The organism is Micromonospora sp. WMMD754, from assembly GCF_049315235.1.
Classification (GTDB): Bacteria; Actinomycetota; Actinomycetes; order Mycobacteriales; family Micromonosporaceae; genus Micromonospora; species Micromonospora sediminicola.
In genome coordinates, this window is sequence record NZ_CP186058.1 from 4369152 (window position 1) to 4384474 (window position 15323).

13 protein-coding genes are annotated in these 15323 nt (G+C 76.1%); 10 read left to right on the plus strand and 3 right to left on the minus strand.

Annotated elements, in window-relative coordinates:
* Positions 1–23: 23 nt before the first annotated feature.
* Positions 24–959 carry an acyl-ACP desaturase gene (locus tag ACN27B_RS21100; protein ID WP_091578111.1) on the plus strand — a complete coding sequence of 312 codons (936 nt, stop codon included), beginning with the start codon at positions 24–26 and terminating at the stop codon, positions 957–959.
* 151 nt (positions 960–1110) lie between these two features.
* Here the strand turns inward: ACN27B_RS21100 and ACN27B_RS21105 are convergent, their stop codons facing one another.
* Positions 1111–1620 (minus strand): PaaI family thioesterase, encoded by a 510-nt coding sequence (locus tag ACN27B_RS21105; protein WP_355523798.1) that lies wholly within the window; start codon positions 1618–1620, stop codon positions 1111–1113.
* 56 nt (positions 1621–1676) lie between these two features.
* Between ACN27B_RS21105 and ACN27B_RS21110 the strand changes: the two genes are divergently transcribed.
* Both ACN27B_RS21110 and ACN27B_RS21115 read left to right on the plus strand, forming a co-directional pair.
* A complete protein-coding gene (locus ACN27B_RS21110; RefSeq protein WP_099161554.1) occupies positions 1677–2150 on the plus strand; it encodes a winged helix-turn-helix transcriptional regulator in 474 nt (157 codons plus the stop codon).
* A gap of 211 nt (positions 2151–2361) precedes the next feature.
* Positions 2362–3411: a S1 family peptidase gene (locus ACN27B_RS21115; protein WP_422741328.1), complete on the plus strand. Its 1050-nt coding sequence runs from the start codon at positions 2362–2364 to the stop codon at positions 3409–3411.
* A gap of 73 nt (positions 3412–3484) precedes the next feature.
* On the opposite strand, the gene ACN27B_RS21120 is transcribed toward ACN27B_RS21115, so the two are convergent.
* A complete protein-coding gene (locus tag ACN27B_RS21120) occupies positions 3485–4153 on the minus strand; it encodes a DUF998 domain-containing protein (protein WP_422741329.1) in 669 nt (222 codons plus the stop codon).
* Positions 4154–4299: 146 nt separating this feature from the next.
* Here ACN27B_RS21120 and aspS point away from each other — a divergent pair, with 146 nt between their 5' ends.
* From aspS to ACN27B_RS21140, 4 genes are all read left to right on the plus strand, one after another.
* Positions 4300–6105, plus strand: coding sequence for an aspartate--tRNA ligase (aspS, locus tag ACN27B_RS21125; RefSeq protein ID WP_422741330.1), 1806 nt, complete (start codon positions 4300–4302; stop codon positions 6103–6105).
* 64 nt (positions 6106–6169) lie between these two features.
* Complete coding sequence (locus ACN27B_RS21130; protein ID WP_422741331.1) at positions 6170–6979, plus strand: sugar nucleotide-binding protein; 810 nt, start codon at positions 6170–6172, stop codon at positions 6977–6979.
* 61 nt (positions 6980–7040) lie between these two features.
* Positions 7041–7655, plus strand: a complete 615-nt coding sequence (locus ACN27B_RS21135) for an ArsR/SmtB family transcription factor (RefSeq protein ID WP_422741332.1) — start codon at positions 7041–7043, stop codon at positions 7653–7655.
* Complete coding sequence (locus ACN27B_RS21140; RefSeq protein ID WP_422741333.1) at positions 7652–9043, plus strand: MFS transporter; 1392 nt, start codon at positions 7652–7654, stop codon at positions 9041–9043. The genes ACN27B_RS21135 and ACN27B_RS21140 overlap by 4 nt, the downstream gene beginning before the upstream one ends.
* A gap of 159 nt (positions 9044–9202) precedes the next feature.
* Here ACN27B_RS21140 and ACN27B_RS21145 read toward each other — a convergent pair whose 3' ends face one another.
* On the minus strand, positions 9203–9943 hold the full coding sequence (locus ACN27B_RS21145) for a GNAT family N-acetyltransferase (protein ID WP_422741334.1): 741 nt from the start codon (positions 9941–9943) through the stop codon (positions 9203–9205).
* Between the two features lie 113 nt (positions 9944–10056).
* Here ACN27B_RS21145 and ACN27B_RS21150 point away from each other — a divergent pair, with 113 nt between their 5' ends.
* The 3 genes from ACN27B_RS21150 to ACN27B_RS21160 all read left to right on the plus strand — a co-directional run bounded on the left by ACN27B_RS21150 (position 10057) and on the right by ACN27B_RS21160 (position 15286).
* A complete protein-coding gene (locus ACN27B_RS21150) occupies positions 10057–10269 on the plus strand; it encodes a hypothetical protein (RefSeq protein ID WP_091578088.1) in 213 nt (70 codons plus the stop codon).
* A 74-nt stretch (positions 10270–10343) separates the two neighbouring features.
* Positions 10344–11834, plus strand: a complete 1491-nt coding sequence (locus ACN27B_RS21155; RefSeq protein ID WP_099161548.1) for a replication-associated recombination protein A — start codon at positions 10344–10346, stop codon at positions 11832–11834.
* 2648 nt (positions 11835–14482) lie between these two features.
* The gene (locus ACN27B_RS21160) at positions 14483–15286 is read left to right on the plus strand and encodes a hypothetical protein (RefSeq protein ID WP_371682293.1); all 804 of its coding nucleotides are present in this window, start codon (positions 14483–14485) and stop codon (positions 15284–15286) included.
* Positions 15287–15323: the final 37 nt, after the last annotated feature.

Consider the following 15323-nt stretch of genomic DNA (forward strand, 5'->3'; position numbering starts at 1 on the left):
TACGCCACCGTAGGGAGAACGTCGTGTCCGTGCTCAGCCAGACCGCCCTGCTCACCGAACTGGAGCCGGTGGTCGAGAAGAACCTCGACCGCCACCTGTCGCTGGCCAAGGAATGGTTCCCGCACGAGTACGTGCCGTGGAGCGACGGGCGCACCTTCGACGGCCCGCTCGGCGGGGAGCCCTGGTCGGAGGCCGACTCGACGATGTCCGAGGTGGCCCGCACCGCGCTGATCGTCAACCTGCTCACCGAGGACAACCTGCCCTCCTACCACCACGAGATCGCCACGCTCTTCGGGCGCGACGGCGCGTGGGGGACCTGGGTGCACCGGTGGACCGCCGAGGAGGGGCGGCACGGCACCGCGATCCGGGACTACCTCACGGTGACCCGGGCGGTGGACCCGGTGGCCCTGGAGCGGGCGCGGATGGTGCACATGTCCGCCGGCTACCGCAACACGCACGACGACGAGGTGCTGCACTCGCTGGCGTACGTGTCGTTCCAGGAACTCGCCACCCGCATCTCGCACCGCAACACCGGCCGGGCCACCGGCGACCCCGCCTGCGAGGCGCTGCTGGCCCGGGTGGCGGCGGACGAGAACCTGCACATGGTCTTCTACCGCAACCTGCTCGGCGCCGCGTTCGAGCTGGCGCCGAGCCAGGCCATGCGGGCCGTGGCCGACGTGCTGGCCGATTTCCAGATGCCGGGGGTCGGCATCGACGGCTTCGCCCGCAAGTCGGTGGCGATCGCGCTGGCCGGCATCTACGACCTGCGGCAGCACCGGGACGAGGTGGTGGTGCCGGTGCTGCGCCAGTGGAACCTGTTCGACGTCACCGGCCTGGACGCCGACGGCGAGACCGCCCGCGACCAGATCGCCGCCCACCTGGACACCCTGGAGACCCAGGCGTCCCGCTTCGAGGAGCGCCGCGCCGCCCGCGCCTCCCGCCTCACCACCCCCCGCTAACCCCCCCACCCCCTCACCCCCTCACCCCTCGGCGATCTTGCAGTTGCTGCCCGGGCAAAAGCCGTGGATCAGGCGTTCCGTGGGCCGAAAGTGCAAGATCGCCGGGGAGGCGAGGGCGGTGAGGGAGGCGAGGGAGGCGAGGGCGGCGGGGTCAGGCGGGCTGGTCGAGGGGGAAGAGGAGGCAGGTGGAGGTGGCGTGGGCGACGAGGCGGTTGGCGGGGTCCGTGAGGCGGGCCTCGGCCAGGGCGGTGCGGCGACCGCGTTGCAGCACGGTGCCCTCGCAGCGCAGCGTGCCGCTGTCCACGGTGACCGGGCGCAGGAACTTCACGTTGAGGTCGAGCGAGGTGTAGCCGACGCCGGCCGGCAGGGTGGTGTGCACCGCGCAGCCGGCGGCGGTGTCCAGCAGTGTGGAGAGGACGCCGCCGTGCACGGTGCCGAGCGGGTTGTAGTGGAACTCCTGCGGCAGCAGCTCGACCACGACGCGACCCTCGTCGGCCTCCATCCGGGCCATGTCGATGAGGTGCATGACCGGTGGCGCGGCCAGCTCGCCGGCGATCATCGCGCGCAGCAGCTCCAGGCCGCTGCGCCGGCCGACGTGGGCGGCCCCGGCGACCGGGTCGGACCAGGTGAACGTGCGGCTGCGCTCCTGCGTCTGTGTCATGGACCCAGCCTCGCAGCGCGTTGCTGAGTCTGTCAATCAGACCTAGCCTGGTCGACATGAGACCCGCGGCACTGGACTGGTCGGTGGAGAACTGCACCATCGCGCGCGCCATGGAGATCCTCGGCGAGCGGTGGACCGTGGTCGTGCTCCGCGAGGTGTTCAACGGCGTACGCCGCTTCGACGACATGCGGGTGCGCACCGGCATCCCGCGTCAGGTGCTCACCAACCGGCTGTCGATGCTGGTGGAACGGGGCGTGCTGCGCCGGGAGCCGTACCGGGAGCCGGGCAGCCGGCCGCGGCAGGAGTACCGGCTCACCGAGATGGGACTGGACCTGTGGCCGGTGCTGGTCGCGGTGCTCGGCTGGGGTGACCGCCACCTGGCCGACCCCGAGGGCGCGCCGCTGACCGTGGCGCACCGCGACTGCGGCGCCGAGGTCCGGGTCGCGTTGCGGTGCGCCGACGGGCACGACGTGGCCGATCCTCGGGACGTGCTGCCCCGCCCGGGTCCGGGGGCCCGCCGTCGCGCCTGACCGCCCTGAGCGGCTCTGACACTCCATGACGATGTTGTTGCCACGCCGTTACATCGGGGTCCGGTGCGAATCCGGGCAAAGTCATGTCTTGCTTACGATCTTAAATATGTGAATACTTTGGTCAGCCCGGACGGTTTCCCCAGGTCGCCCGGGTTGTCCTCGGGCGCTTCCCCATGACAGCGCCCGTTCACCCCCATCCGGAGGTTGTTACATGCGACCCACGAGGTCCACGCTCCGCCGCGCCGCCGCCGTCGCCCTGGCCGGCACCCTGGCCACCGGCTCCCTGCTCGGCGCCCCCGCCCAGGCCGCGCCCTCGCCCCTCTCGCCGGACGCCGCCGCGACCCTCGTCGAGAAGCTCGGCGACCGGGCCGCCGGCGCGTACGGCGACGCCAGCGGCAAGATGGTCGTCACGGTGACCGACGCCGCCGCCGCCCGCCAGGTGCACGCCGCCGGCGCCACGCCGAAGCTGGTCACCCGCGGCGCCAAGCAGCTCAGGGCCGCCACCAGCGAGCTGGAGCGCTCCGCCAAGATCCCGGGCACCGCCTGGTGGACCGACGCGGCGACCAACCAGGTCGTCGTCTCCGTCGACAGCACCGTCACCGGCGCCAAGCTGGAGCGGGTCAAGGCCGCCGCCGCCCGCACCGGTGGCGCGGTCCGGATCGAGGCCGAGGCCGGCACGCTCAGCACCCGGATCTCCGGCGGCCAGGCCATCTATGCCGGTGGTGGGGGCCGCTGCTCGCTCGGGTTCAACGTCCGCAGCGGCTCGACGTACTACTTCCTCACCGCGGGCCACTGCACCAACATCTCGTCGAGCTGGTACAGCAACTCCTCGCAGACCAGCCTGCTCGGCACCCGCGCCGGGACGAGCTTCCCGGGCAACGACTACGGCATCGTCCGGCACAGCAACTCGGGCAACGCCGCCGGCAACGTCTACCTCTACAACGGCAGCTACCGCGACATCACCGGCGCCGGCAACGCCTACGTGGGCCAGAGCGTGCAGCGCTCCGGCAGCACCACCGGCCTGCGCAGCGGCTCGGTCAACGCCACCAACGCGACGGTCAACTACGCCGAGGGTTCGGTCTACGGCCTGATCCGGACCAACGTCTGCGCCGAGCCCGGCGACAGCGGCGGCTCGCTCTTCTCGGGCAGCACCGCGCTCGGCCTCACCTCCGGCGGCAGCGGCAACTGCCGCACCGGTGGTACCACCTACTTCCAGCCGGTCACCGAGGCGCTCAGCGTCTACGGCGTGAGCGTCTTCTGATCGAGACCCCACGGACGGGCCGCCGGGTGACCGGCGGCCCGTTCCGCGTTCCCGACCGGGTCGGTGACGCGGGTCAGCCACCTGCTCCCGGCCGACCCGGACTGACCGGCGCGGGAGCGGATGTCGTGGCCGCCCGGCGGGCCGACAGGACCGCGGCCAGCGGCCAGAGCGCGACGGCCAGGGCCGCCACCCGCTCGGCCAGCCCGGTCCGCGAGCCGCCGGTCACCTCCATCACGAACCAGCCGAACAGCACCAGCAGGACCGCGGTCACGGTCAGCGCCACCGGCCGGCGGAACGCCCACGGGGGCGTGCCGGTGGGCGCGGCGGCCACCTCCCGGCGCACGGCGCGCGGCAGGCGCAGGGCCGAGCCGGCGGGCCAGAGCGACAACGCGAGCACCGCGACCGTGGCCACCACACCGTGCGCCGGCGAGCCGCCCACCTCGGGGCGGGGGAACGCGAGCAACCCGACGGTGGCCGTGCCGCCGAGCGCGAGCAGGAACCGACTGGCCAGCCCGGCGGCGTGCAGCACCGCGGCGGTGGCGACGTAGGCGACGCCGAGCAGCACCAGGACGCCCCCCATCAGCCAGGGGTCGGTCGCCCCCTCGCCGGCCAGCTCGCTGATCGTGTCCCGCACCGGGTCGTAATCCGGGGGCTGGCGGGCGCCGGCGACCGTCCATCCCGTCACCAGCATCGCGGGCGCGGCCGCCGCGACGCCCACGGCCCAGCTCGGTACGACGCGCACCCGGCCACGGTAACCGTCCGCCCGGGTCACGGCCCGGCTTTGCCACACCCCCGGGCCGGGCCGCTCCGACGGGTGCCCGGGAGCCGGCCGGTCCGCCCTGACAGAATGCGGGAAGCAGTCGTGGACCAGATGAGGAGACGCCAGCCGTGATCCGTACCCACAATGCCGGAAGCCTGCGCGCCGCGGACGCCGGCTCGACGGTGACGCTCGCCGGGTGGGTGGCCCGCCGGCGCGACCACGGCGGTGTCATCTTCGTCGACCTGCGCGACGCCTCCGGCGTCGTGCAGGTGGTCTTCCGCGAGGAGGACGCGCACGCGCTGCGCAACGAGTTCTGCGTCAAGGTCGTCGGCGAGGTGACCCGTCGCCCCGAGGGCAACGAGAACCCGGACCTGCCGACCGGCGAGGTCGAGGTGACCGCCGCCGCGCTGGAGGTGCTCTCCGAGGCCGCGCCGCTGCCGCTGCCGGTGGACGACCAGATCGAGGCCGGCGACGACATCCGGCTCAAGTACCGCTACCTGGACCTGCGCCGGGGCGGCCCGGCCAGGGCGATGCGGCTGCGCTCGAAGGCCAACCAGCTCGCCCGCACGGTGCTGCACGAGCGGGACTTCCTGGAGATCGAGACGCCGACGCTGACCCGCTCCACCCCGGAGGGCGCGCGCGACTTCCTGGTGCCGGTGCGGCTGCAGCCGGGCAGCTGGTACGCGCTGCCGCAGTCGCCGCAGCTGTTCAAGCAGCTGCTCATGGTCGGCGGCATGGAGCGCTACTACCAGATCGCCCGCTGCTACCGCGACGAGGACTTCCGGGCCGACCGGCAGCCGGAGTTCACCCAGCTCGACATCGAGATGTCGTTCGTCACCGAGGACGACGTGATCGACCTCGGCGAGGCCATCGTCTCCTCGCTCTGGAAGGACCTGGCCGGGCACGAGATCGTTCGGCCGATCCCGCGGATCACCTGGCACGACGCGATGGCCCGCTACGGTTCCGACAAGCCGGACCTGCGCTACGGCGTGGAGCTGACCGAGCTGACCGACTACCTGCGCGGCACCGGGTTCCGGGTGTTCGCCGGCGCGATCGACGCGGGCGGCTACGTCGGCGCGGTGGTCATGCCCGGCGGCGCGAGCCAGACCCGCAAGGAGCTGGACGGCTGGCAGGACTGGGCCAAGGCGCGCGGCGCGCGCGGCCTGGCCTACGTGGTGCTGGACGCGGAGACCGGCGAGGCGCGCGGCCCGGTGGCCAAGAACCTGTCCGAGGCGCACCTGGCCGGCCTGGCCGACGCGGTCGGCGCAAAGCCCGGTGACGCGGTCTTCTTCGCCGCGAGCACGAACACCCGGGAGGCGCAGGAGCTGCTCGGCGCGGCCCGGATCGAGATCGCCAAGCGGTCGAACCTGGTCGACGAGAGTGCGTGGGCGTTCTGCTGGGTGGTCGACGCGCCGATGTTCGAGCGCACGGACGAGGGCGGCTGGACCGCGGTGCACCACCCGTTCACCTCGCCGAACGCGGAGTGGGTGGACCGCTTCGAGGAGGCGCCGGACCGGGCGCTGGCGTACGCGTACGACATCGTCTGCAACGGCAACGAGATCGGTGGCGGCTCGATCCGTATCCACCGGGGTGACGTACAGCAGCGGGTGTTCGACCTGCTGGGCATCACGCCCGAGGAGGCGCAGGACAAGTTCGGCTTCCTGCTGGAGGCGTTCAAGTACGGCGCCCCGCCGCACGGCGGCATCGCGTTCGGTTGGGACCGGGTCTGCATGCTGCTGGCCGGCGCGGACTCGATCCGCGAGGTGATCGCGTTCCCGAAGACGCGTGGCGGCTTCGACCCGCTGACCGGCGCGCCGACCCCGATCACCGGGCAGCAGCGTGCCGAGGCCGGCATCGACGCCAAGCCGAAGGCGCCGGTCGGCCCGCACGCCGGCACCGCCGGCCCGGCCGCCCCGGTGGCCGATCCGACCTGATCCTGGCTTCGTCGAAAGGCCCGCGTCATGATGACGCGGGCCTTTTCGATCTTCAGGGGGACGGATGAACCTGCTCGTGGTGGGCGCCAGCGGCTTTCTCGGTGGCGAGGTGTGCCGGCAGGCGGTGGCCGCCGGGCATCGGGTGGTCGGCACCTACCACTCGACCGCCGTCGGGGTGCCGGGCGTCGCGCCGCGCCGGCTCGACGTGACCGACCGCGCCGCCGTGCGTGAGCTGCTGACCCAGGTACGCCCCGACGCGGTCGTCGCGACCCCCTACCGGTACGACGACTGGGCGGTCACGGCGGACGGGGCGGCCCACGTCGCGGTCGCCGCCGCCGAGGTGGGCGCGCGGTTGGTGCACCTGTCCAGCGACGCGCTGCACGCCGGTCGGCCGAAGCCCTACGCCGACGACGACGTGCCCACGCCGCTGCACGCGTACGGGGCGGCGAAGGCGGCGGCGGAGACGGCGGTGCGGGCGGTGGATCCGGGCGCCGCGCTGGTGCGGACGTCGCTGATCCTGGGGGAGGGGAGCAAGCAGATCCAGCTCTGCCGGGACGCGCTCGCCGGCCGGGCGACGCTCTTCACCGACGAGCTGCGCTGCCCGGTCCACGTCGCCGACCTGGCCGCTGCCGTGCTGGAGCTGGTGCCGGGCGACTACGCCGGGCTGCTGAACGTGGCCGGGCCGGACGCGGTGAGCCGTGCCGAGCTGGGAGTCCTGGTGGCGCGGCACGACGGCGTGGACGCGGGCGGACTGCGGACGACCACGATCGCGGGCGCCGGGCTGCACCGCCCGGCCGAGGTGGTGCTGGACTCCGCCCGCGCCGTCGGGCTGCTGCGGACCCGGCTGCGTGGGGTCGCCGAGCTGTACCGCTAGTTGCACACTTTCTTTGCAAGCATCTTGTGCACGGGATGTGTGCACAGATATTGTGCAACGCATGGAGGAGCAGAAGAAGGGGCGGACCGAGGACCGCGCCGTGCGCATCGACCACCGGCAGGTGCGCGCCTTGGCCCAACCGCTGCGCATGCGGCTGATCGGGGCGCTGCGGGTCAGTGGCCCCGCCACGGCCACCGCCCTCGCCGAGATGCTCGGCACCAACACCGGCGCGACCAGCTATCACCTGCGTCAGCTCGCCGAGGTGGGCCTCGTGGTCGAGGACCCGAACCTCGGCACCGGCCGGCAGCGCTACTGGCGGGCCGCGCACGACGCCACCAGCTGGGAGGCCTCCGACTTCGACGACGACCCGGACGCGCGGGCCGCCATCGAGTGGATCGAGGAGGACTACGTCCGCTTCTTCGCCCACCACGCGGAGCGCTGGTTCGCGGGGCGCCACGAGTGGTCGCCCGCCTGGCGCGACGCCTTCGGCATGGGTGACTTCTTCATGCGGATCCCGGCCGCCCGGCTGGAGGCCATCAAGGCCGAGGTCTTCGCGGTCTTCGAACGCCACCGGGACGAGACCGACCCGGACGACCCCGACGCCGAGATGGTCCAGCTCTACCTGGCCGCCTTCCCGCTGAGCACGGTGCTGCCGCCGGCCGGGGAGAAGCCGTGAGCGGGCTGTCCGTACGCCAGGTCCGGTCCCGCTACCTCATCCTCTTCGGCCTGCGCTGGCTGCCCGCCGGCCTGATGATCCCGGTGATGATCCTGCTCATGCAGGAGCGCGGGCTCTCGCTGTCCCAGATCGGCCTGGTCTTCACCGCGCAGGGCCTGGTGGTGCTGGCGCTGGAGCTGCCCACCGGCGGGTTCGCCGACGCGCTCGGCCGCAAGCCGGTGCTGCTGGCCGCCTGGGTGGTCTGCCTCGCCTCGCTGGCGCTGATGGCGGTGGCCGACTCGTTCTGGATGTTCTTCCTGGTCTGGGCGTTGCAGGGTGTCTACCGGGCGCTCGACAGCGGCCCGCTGGAGTCCTGGTACGTCGACGCCACGCTGGCCGCCGACCCGGCCGCCGAGTACGAACGCGGCCTCGGCTGGGCCGGCACCGTCGTCGGCGTCGCGATCGGCGCGGGCGCGCTGCTCAGCGGCGGTCTGGTGGCGCTCGGACCGGTCGGTCCGGTCAGCGCGCTGACCCTGCCGGTGCTGGTCGCGGTCGTGCTCCAGGCGGTCTCGATCGCGGCGCTGCTGGCGTTGCTCGTCGAACGGCGACCCGCCTCCGGCCCGGCCGCGCTGCGCGCCTCGGTGGTCGAGGCGCCCCGGATGGTCGGGCAGGCCGTCGGTCTGCTGCGCCGCAACCGGGTGCTGCTGGCCCTGGTCGCGGTCGAGCTGTTCTGGGGCTTCGGGATGGTCACGTTCGAGTCGTTGCTGCCGGTCCGGCTGTCCGAGGTGGTCGGTGACGCCGACCGCGCGGCCGCGCTGCTCGGCCCCGCCGGCTCCGCGGCCTGGCTGGCCAACGCGGCCGGGGCCGCGCTCACCCCGCTCCTGCTGCGCCGCCTCGGCGCCGCGCCGGCCGCCGCGCTGATGCGGATCCTGCAGGGCGCGACGGTGGTCGGCATGGGCCTGCTGGCCGGCCCGGTCGGTGTGCTCGTGGCCTACCTGGCCTGCTACGCCGTGCACGGCGCCTCGAACCCGCTGCACCAGGGCCTGCTGCACCGGCAGGTCGACGGCGCCTACCGGACCAGCGTGCTCTCGCTGAACTCGATGATGGCCGGAGCGGCAGGGGCGCTCGGTGCGGTGGTGCTGACCGCGCTCGCCGACGCGACGAGCGTCGGGGTCGCCATGCTCGTCGGCGCGGTGGTGCTCGCCGTGGCCGCGCCGCTCTACCTGCCGGCCTGGCGCGCCGGCCGGACCACCGCGGACGGTGCCACCACTGCCGCCACACCGGCCCGGCCCGGGGTGGACGCCCAGGCGGCGGAGCGGCCGGCGGCGGGTCCGGTGACCGGGGCGGTGGGTGGCGTGCCGACGCCGGACCCTGCGGCCGTGGCCGGCGCCGCCGAGCGGCCCGCCTGACGGGCGTCGGCCGTAGGGCCGCCGCCGGCTACGAACCTGATGACGCGAACGGCTCAGGCGAGCGGGAACGCGTGCCCCCGATCCATCCGGGTCATCAGGTTCGTAGCCACCGCACACCCGCGCCGGAGGCCGCCACCCGTCGCCGAACCGCCGTCCCGGTCAGCCGAGGTGGACCGAGGTGCGCGGCTCCGTGCCGCTGAAACCGAGTCGCCGGTAGAGCCGGATCGCGCCGACGTTGGCGGTGTAGACGCCGAGCGCCACGTGGTCGTACCGGGCGAACAGCGCCGCCGCCATCCCGGCGGTCAGCGCCGAGCCCAGCCCCCGGCCCCGGTGCCCGGGCGCGACGGTCAGGCCGGCCACGAAGCCGATGTCGCCGCGGCTGCGGTCCGCGCCGCAGGCCACCAGGCGGTCACCGTCCCGGATGCCGTACCAGTCGACGACGCGCGGGTCGCCGGGCCGGGAGGTGGAGCTGGGGAAGGCCTCCTCGACGAGCGCGGCGAGCGCGGGGTGGTCGGCCTCGGTGAGCCGGACCACCCGCTCCTGCGCCGGCTGCGGCGGCGGTGGCGCGGCGGTCCAGAGGAAGTCCCACTCGTCGAGGCGGGCCACCGGAAGGTAGGCGGCCACCTCGGCCGGCGCGGTCCGGGGCAGGTGCACCGACTGGCCGGCCCGCAGCGTCCCGTCGGCCCGCAGACCGGCGAAGAGCGCCAGCGCCGGTCCGGCGGCGCCGAGCGCGCCGCCCGCCGGCCCCTGTCCCGGTGGGAGCAGCCAGCCCACCGCGCCGTCGCGTCGCCAACCCCGCGCCTCCTGGTCACGCCAGAGCGCGTGCCGGGCGTACGGATGGTGGCCGGTGGCGGCGAGCAGGGCCTCGCGCCCGGTCAGCGCCGGGTCGGCAGTGATCATGTCGTCAGCCTAGACACCCGCCCGGGCGAGCCGTTCCACGGTGGAGATTGACGAACAGACCGATCGGGTACATCCCTCGCCGACCTACTGGGAACCCCCACCGGAGGAACGACATGCTCGCCATTCTCGCGGCCATCGTGTTCGGCTTCGCGCTGCTGCTGGACTTCCTGAACACCAACTTCGGCGCGCCGGACCTGTTCAACAACTGGACCCTCAGCCTGATCGGCTTCCTGCTGCTCTCGCTCTACCTGGCCGGCGTCGGCTCCGGCCCGCGCGGTGGCGGTGGCGGCCGCTGGTACCGCGGCCGTCGTCCGGGCCGCGGCTGACCGGAAACGACCACCCGGGTCGGGTCGGCGGCGCGATTCCGGCGCCGTCGGTCCGGCCCGGTACTGTTCTCGTGATGGAATCCGACGCCCTCTTCACCCTCGGCGAGCCCGCCGGAGCGCCCGGCGCACCCGCGGGCTCCGGTGGCGTCGACGGGTTCACCGCCGCCCGGGCCGACTCCCCGCTGCCGGTCCGGATGCGGCCGGCCGGCATCGACGAACTGGTCGGGCAGGAGCACCTGCTCGCCCCCGGCGCGCCGCTGCGCCAGCTGGTCGAGGGCGCGACACCGATGTCGGTGATCCTCTGGGGCCCGCCCGGCAGCGGAAAGACCACCATCGCCCACCTCGTGGCCCGGGCCACCGACCGGCGCTTCGTGGCGATGTCCGCGCTGACCGCCGGCGTGAAGGACGTCCGCGCCGTGATCGAGACCGCCCGGCGGCAGCGCCGCTCCGGTGGCCCGCCCACGGTGCTCTTCATCGACGAGGTGCACCGGTTCAGCAAGACCCAGCAGGACTCGCTGCTCGCCGCCGTCGAGGACCGCACGGTCACGCTGCTCGCGGCGACCACCGAGAACCCCTACTTCTCGGTCATCTCGCCCTTGCTCTCCCGCTGCGTGCTGCTCACCCTCCAGGCGCTCGACGACGACGCCGTGCGCGGGCTGCTGCGTCGCGCGGTGACCGACGAGCGCGGCCTCGGCGGCACGTTGACCCTGGCCGAGGAGGCGGAGGACCACCTCGTCCGGCTCGCCGGCGGCGACGTCCGCAAGGCGCTCACCGCGCTGGAGGCGGCGGCGGCCACCGCGACCGCGCTCGGCGCCGGCCGCATCGACCTGGCCGTGGCCGAGCAGGCGGTCGACGTGGCGGCCGTGCGCTACGACCGCGACGGCGACGCCCACTACGACGTGACCAGCGCGTTCATCAAGAGCATGCGCGGCTCGGACGTGGACGCGGCGCTGCACTGGCTGGCCCGGATGCTGGTCGCCGGCGAGGACGCCCGGTTCATCGCCCGGCGGATGGTGATCTTCGCCAGTGAGGACGTCGGGATGGCCGATCCCACCGCGCTGACCGTGGCCACCGCCGCCGCCCACGCCGTGGAATACGTCGGCCTGCCCGAGGCGCAGCTCAACCTCGCCCAGGCCGTCATCCACCTGGCCACCGCGCCGAAGTCGAACTCGGCCACCACCGCGATCGGCGCCGCCGTCGCCGACGTGCGCGCCGGGCGGGGCGGGTCGGTGCCGCGCGGGTTGCGCGACGCCCACTACTCCGGCGCCCGCGGCCTCGGGCACGGGGCCGGCTACCGCTACCCGCACGACGACCACCGGGGGGTGGTCACCCAGCAGTACGCTCCGGACGATCTCGTGGGGACGGACTACTACCGGCCCAGCGGGCACGGCGCGGAGCGGGCCGTCGCCACCCGGCTGCCGGTGCTGCGCCGGATCGTCCGGGGGTTGCCGGCACCCGCGGCCCGGGCGGGGGCGGGCGCCCCGACCGGGGGCCCGGCGGGGGGCACCGAGCAGGCCAGCGGGGCGAGCGAAGGTGGCGGCGACGTCATCGAGGGGGGTCAGTAGTGATGGCGCGTGGTCCGGAGCGGCCGGCGGACGGCCCCGACGAGCGGCGCGATCCGCGGGCCAAGGGCCGCCGGTGGGGGCGCGGCCGGGCCGAGGCGGAGCCGGATCCGGCCGTCGCCGGCGAGGAGTTCGGCTGGATCGACGACCTGCGCACGGCCAAGCAGCAACGGGGCGAGCTGGGCCCGGAGGGGGAGACGCCGGCGGGTCCGGGCCCTCGGTCCGGCGCCGGCCCCGTCCCGGGACCGGGTCGGCCACCGGGCCCCGGCACCCCGCCCGCATCCGCGCCCGAGCCGGGCCGACCGCCCCGACCGGGCGCCGGTCCCGGCGCGCCCGCGCCGGCTCCGCCCGGTCCCGGCGCGGCGATGCCGCCGGGACCGGGTTCGTCGCCGGTGACCGGTCCGCCGCCCCCGGCGGTCGCCCGGACCGCTCCGCCGCCCGTTCCCGGCCGGCCCCACCCGCCCGCCGCCGCTCGTCCGGACGCGCCGCCGTCGGGCCGTCCCGGCCCGAGCGTGCCGTCGGGTCGCCCGGACGCGACCGCGCCACCGGCCGGCCGCCCCGACCCGATGACGCCGCCGCCCGGCGGCCCCGGCGCGCCGATGCCTCCGACGTCCCGTCGTCCCGGTGCGCCGCCTCCCGGCGCCGGTCGTGCCGGGCCCCCGGTCCCCGGCCGGCCCGGTGGCGAGATGCCCACCGCCCCCGGCCGGCCCGGTGGCGAGATGCCCACCGCGCATGGTCGGCCCGGTGGCGAGATGGCCACCTCGCCCGGTCGTGCCGGCGCGGCCGTCCCGGGCGGTGGCGGTCGCCCTGGTCCGGAGACGCCCGGCGGCGGTCGCCCCGGGCCGCGTCCTCCGGTCGCGCGCCGTGACCCCGACACGGCCGGGCCGGCCGCCCCGCCGGTCCGCCCGGGCGGACCCGATCCGGCCGCCCCGCGTCGCCCCGTCGACGGTCCCTGGCCCGGTGTGCCCGAGGCGCCCCGGCCGGCCGGTTCCCGGTACAGCCGGAGCACGGACGAGCCCACCGGATCGCAACCGCCGGTGGTCGGCCGTCCCGCCGTCCCGCCGCCCGCCGGCCCGCCCGGCCCTCCGCCCGCCGGACGACGGGGACCCGAGCGCGCGCCGGCCGAGCCCGCGCCGGGCCGACCCCGGCCCGGGGACGGCGACGACCAGCCGGTCGCGGTGCCACCCACCCCGCGCGGCCGGCACGGCGCCGAGGCTCCCGGCGGAACCCACCCGATGCGCACCGACCCCGCGATGCCGCCCGTGCCCGGTGGACGCCGTGCCCTGCCCGACGACTCCGGCGTCCGTCCCGTGTCCGGCGCGGGTCGTCGGGCGCGGCCCGACGACGTTCCGGCCGCCACACGACCGGTGTCCGGCGCGGGCCGTCGCGCCGCGCCGGAGGGCGCCGGCCCGAACCCGGCCGGCCCTGACCCGGCCGCCCGTGCGGCCTCCGCCGGCGCGCGGCGGGCCCGCCCGGACGATCCGACCGCCGCCGGTGGCCACCGCGCGCCGGTCGATCCGGCCGCGCGGCCTGTCTCGGGTGCCGGTCGGCGGGCCGCCGAGCCGGACCGGCCACCCGCCGTCCCGCGCAGCGGAAACGCGCCGCAGATGCCCGGCGCGGGTCCCGCCGCCCCGGTGTCCGGCGGCCCGGCGCCCGCGCCCGGCTCCCGCCGCGCCCCGGCCGGCGGCCGGCGCGCCGCGCCCGACCCGGTCGACGCCGCCGACCGCTCCGGTTCCGTCCCCGCCGCACCGGGTCGGGCCGCCCGCGACGAGAACGGCGGGCCGCGACCGCAGCGGCCGGAGCGCCCCGCCGACTGGCTGCGGCAGGCCGGTCGCACGCCGCACACCGACCCCGCCATGCCGGCCGCCCGTCGTTCGGCCGGCGCGCCGCCGGACGGGCCGGGCGCCCGTGCCGGCGCTACCGACCGCGGTCCGGGCGCCCGTGCCGGGGCAGCCGTGCCGCCGGCCCGCACCGAGCAGCCCGGCCCGGCCGCGCCGCCCGTCCGACCCGAACAGGCCGGTCCCGTCCGGGGCGCCGCCCGCACCGGCGCGCCGCCGGCCGGTGGTGGACCGGCGCGTCCGGGCGTCGCCCCGGCCGCCGGTGACCGCGCGGGTCGTCCCGGAGGCCCGCCGGCGGGTGACCGCGCGGGTCGTCCCGGCGCCCCACCGGTGAGTGACCGCCCGGGTGGCCCGACCGGTCCCGGCGTGCCGCCGGGCGCCGGCGACCGCACCGCCGGCGGCCCGGGTCGTCCCGTGGGGCCGGGCGGACCCGCGTCGCCCGGTGACCCCGAACGGACCGGTGGCATGCCGGTCGGTGGCGGCCGTCCCGGAGGGCGTGGACCGGCCGACGACCGGACCCGCGCCGCCGGCCGCCCGTCCGGCGTGGACGGCGGGCGTCCCGGCCCGGACCGGGGCGCGTCCCCGGTCCGCCCCGGACCCGCTCCGTCCGGCCCCGACGGTCCTGGACCTGCCCGTCCCGACGGCGCCGGCGGTCCGCCCCGCCCGGGCACCCGGGGACCGTCCACCGGCCCGGTGGTCGCCCCCGGGCCGGTCGCCGGACCGGCGCCCGTTCGGGCGGCGGCCGGGGTGGCCCGTCCCGCCGGGCCGGAGGAGCGCACCACCGGCCGGGCCGTTCCGCCCGCCCCCGAATCGATGGGGCCGGCTCCGGGCGGCCCGGGACCGGGCGGGCCGGCGGTGGCCCGGGCCGCCGCGGTCGTACCCCCGGTGGAGCCGGCGGGGATCCGGCCCGGCGACGCGCCGGCGTCGCGCCCGGCCGGCCCCGACGACGACGCGGCGGCCGGCGGTCTGCGCGGCGCCCGGTCGGAGCTTCGCCGGCAGGTACGCGAGCGGCGTCGACTGCGGATGGGCATCCTCGCCCTGGTCAGCCTCGTGCTGCTGGGCGCGGTGCCGCTCTACTTCGGCATGCGCACGCTCAGCCGCGACCCGGTCTTCGACACCCTCGACGCGCTCGACGTGCCGTCCTGGGCGGCCACCAAGACGGTCGACAACGTCAGCGGCAGCCGGTGGTGCCTGCAGGACTGCCGGCTGCGGGAACGCGCGGTCGAGTCGGAGCAGGGCTGGAAGCAGACGGTGACGGTCTACGAGGCGGCCCTGGCCAAGGACGGCTGGCGACGCTGGAAGGTCGACCGCTGCCCGGAGGAGAAGGTCGAGGGCAGCTACACGTGCTGGCGTCGGGACGAGCTCACGCTCGACCTGTGGGTCCGCGACCCCGCCTGCACGCCGCCGCCGGTGGACGGGGAACCGGCGCCGTCCGCGCCGCCCGCGCCCGCAGCGGCGACGTGCACCGGCTCGTTGGTGTCGGTGAAGGTGCGCAACGCGATCGACGACGAGCGCACCGGCCCCACGCCGACCACCGATCCGTCACTCACCGGAGAGGATCCCTACCCGACCCTCACCGACGACCCGCTCGGCGAGCCGACCCCCTCACCGTCGTGAGCCGACTTCCATCACGGACGGTAGGGTCTGGGGCTGG

Coding starts and splice junctions, on each gene's coding strand:
- ACN27B_RS21105 (WP_355523798.1), bottom strand. CDS start 1,620: ATGACACAGACGCAGGAGCGCAGCCGCACGTTCACCTGGTCCGACCCG.
- ACN27B_RS21110 (WP_099161554.1), top strand. CDS start 1,677: ATGAGACCCGCGGCACTGGACTGGTCGGTGGAGAACTGCACCATCGCG.
- ACN27B_RS21115 (WP_422741328.1), top strand. CDS start 2,362: ATGCGACCCACGAGGTCCACGCTCCGCCGCGCCGCCGCCGTCGCCCTG.
- ACN27B_RS21130 (WP_422741331.1), top strand. CDS start 6,170: ATGAACCTGCTCGTGGTGGGCGCCAGCGGCTTTCTCGGTGGCGAGGTG.
- ACN27B_RS21135 (WP_422741332.1), top strand. CDS start 7,041: ATGGAGGAGCAGAAGAAGGGGCGGACCGAGGACCGCGCCGTGCGCATC.
- ACN27B_RS21145 (WP_422741334.1), bottom strand. CDS start 9,943: ATGATCACTGCCGACCCGGCGCTGACCGGGCGCGAGGCCCTGCTCGCC.
- ACN27B_RS21150 (WP_091578088.1), top strand. CDS start 10,057: ATGCTCGCCATTCTCGCGGCCATCGTGTTCGGCTTCGCGCTGCTGCTG.
- ACN27B_RS21155 (WP_099161548.1), top strand. CDS start 10,344: ATGGAATCCGACGCCCTCTTCACCCTCGGCGAGCCCGCCGGAGCGCCC.
- ACN27B_RS21160 (WP_371682293.1), top strand. CDS start 14,483: ATGGGGCCGGCTCCGGGCGGCCCGGGACCGGGCGGGCCGGCGGTGGCC.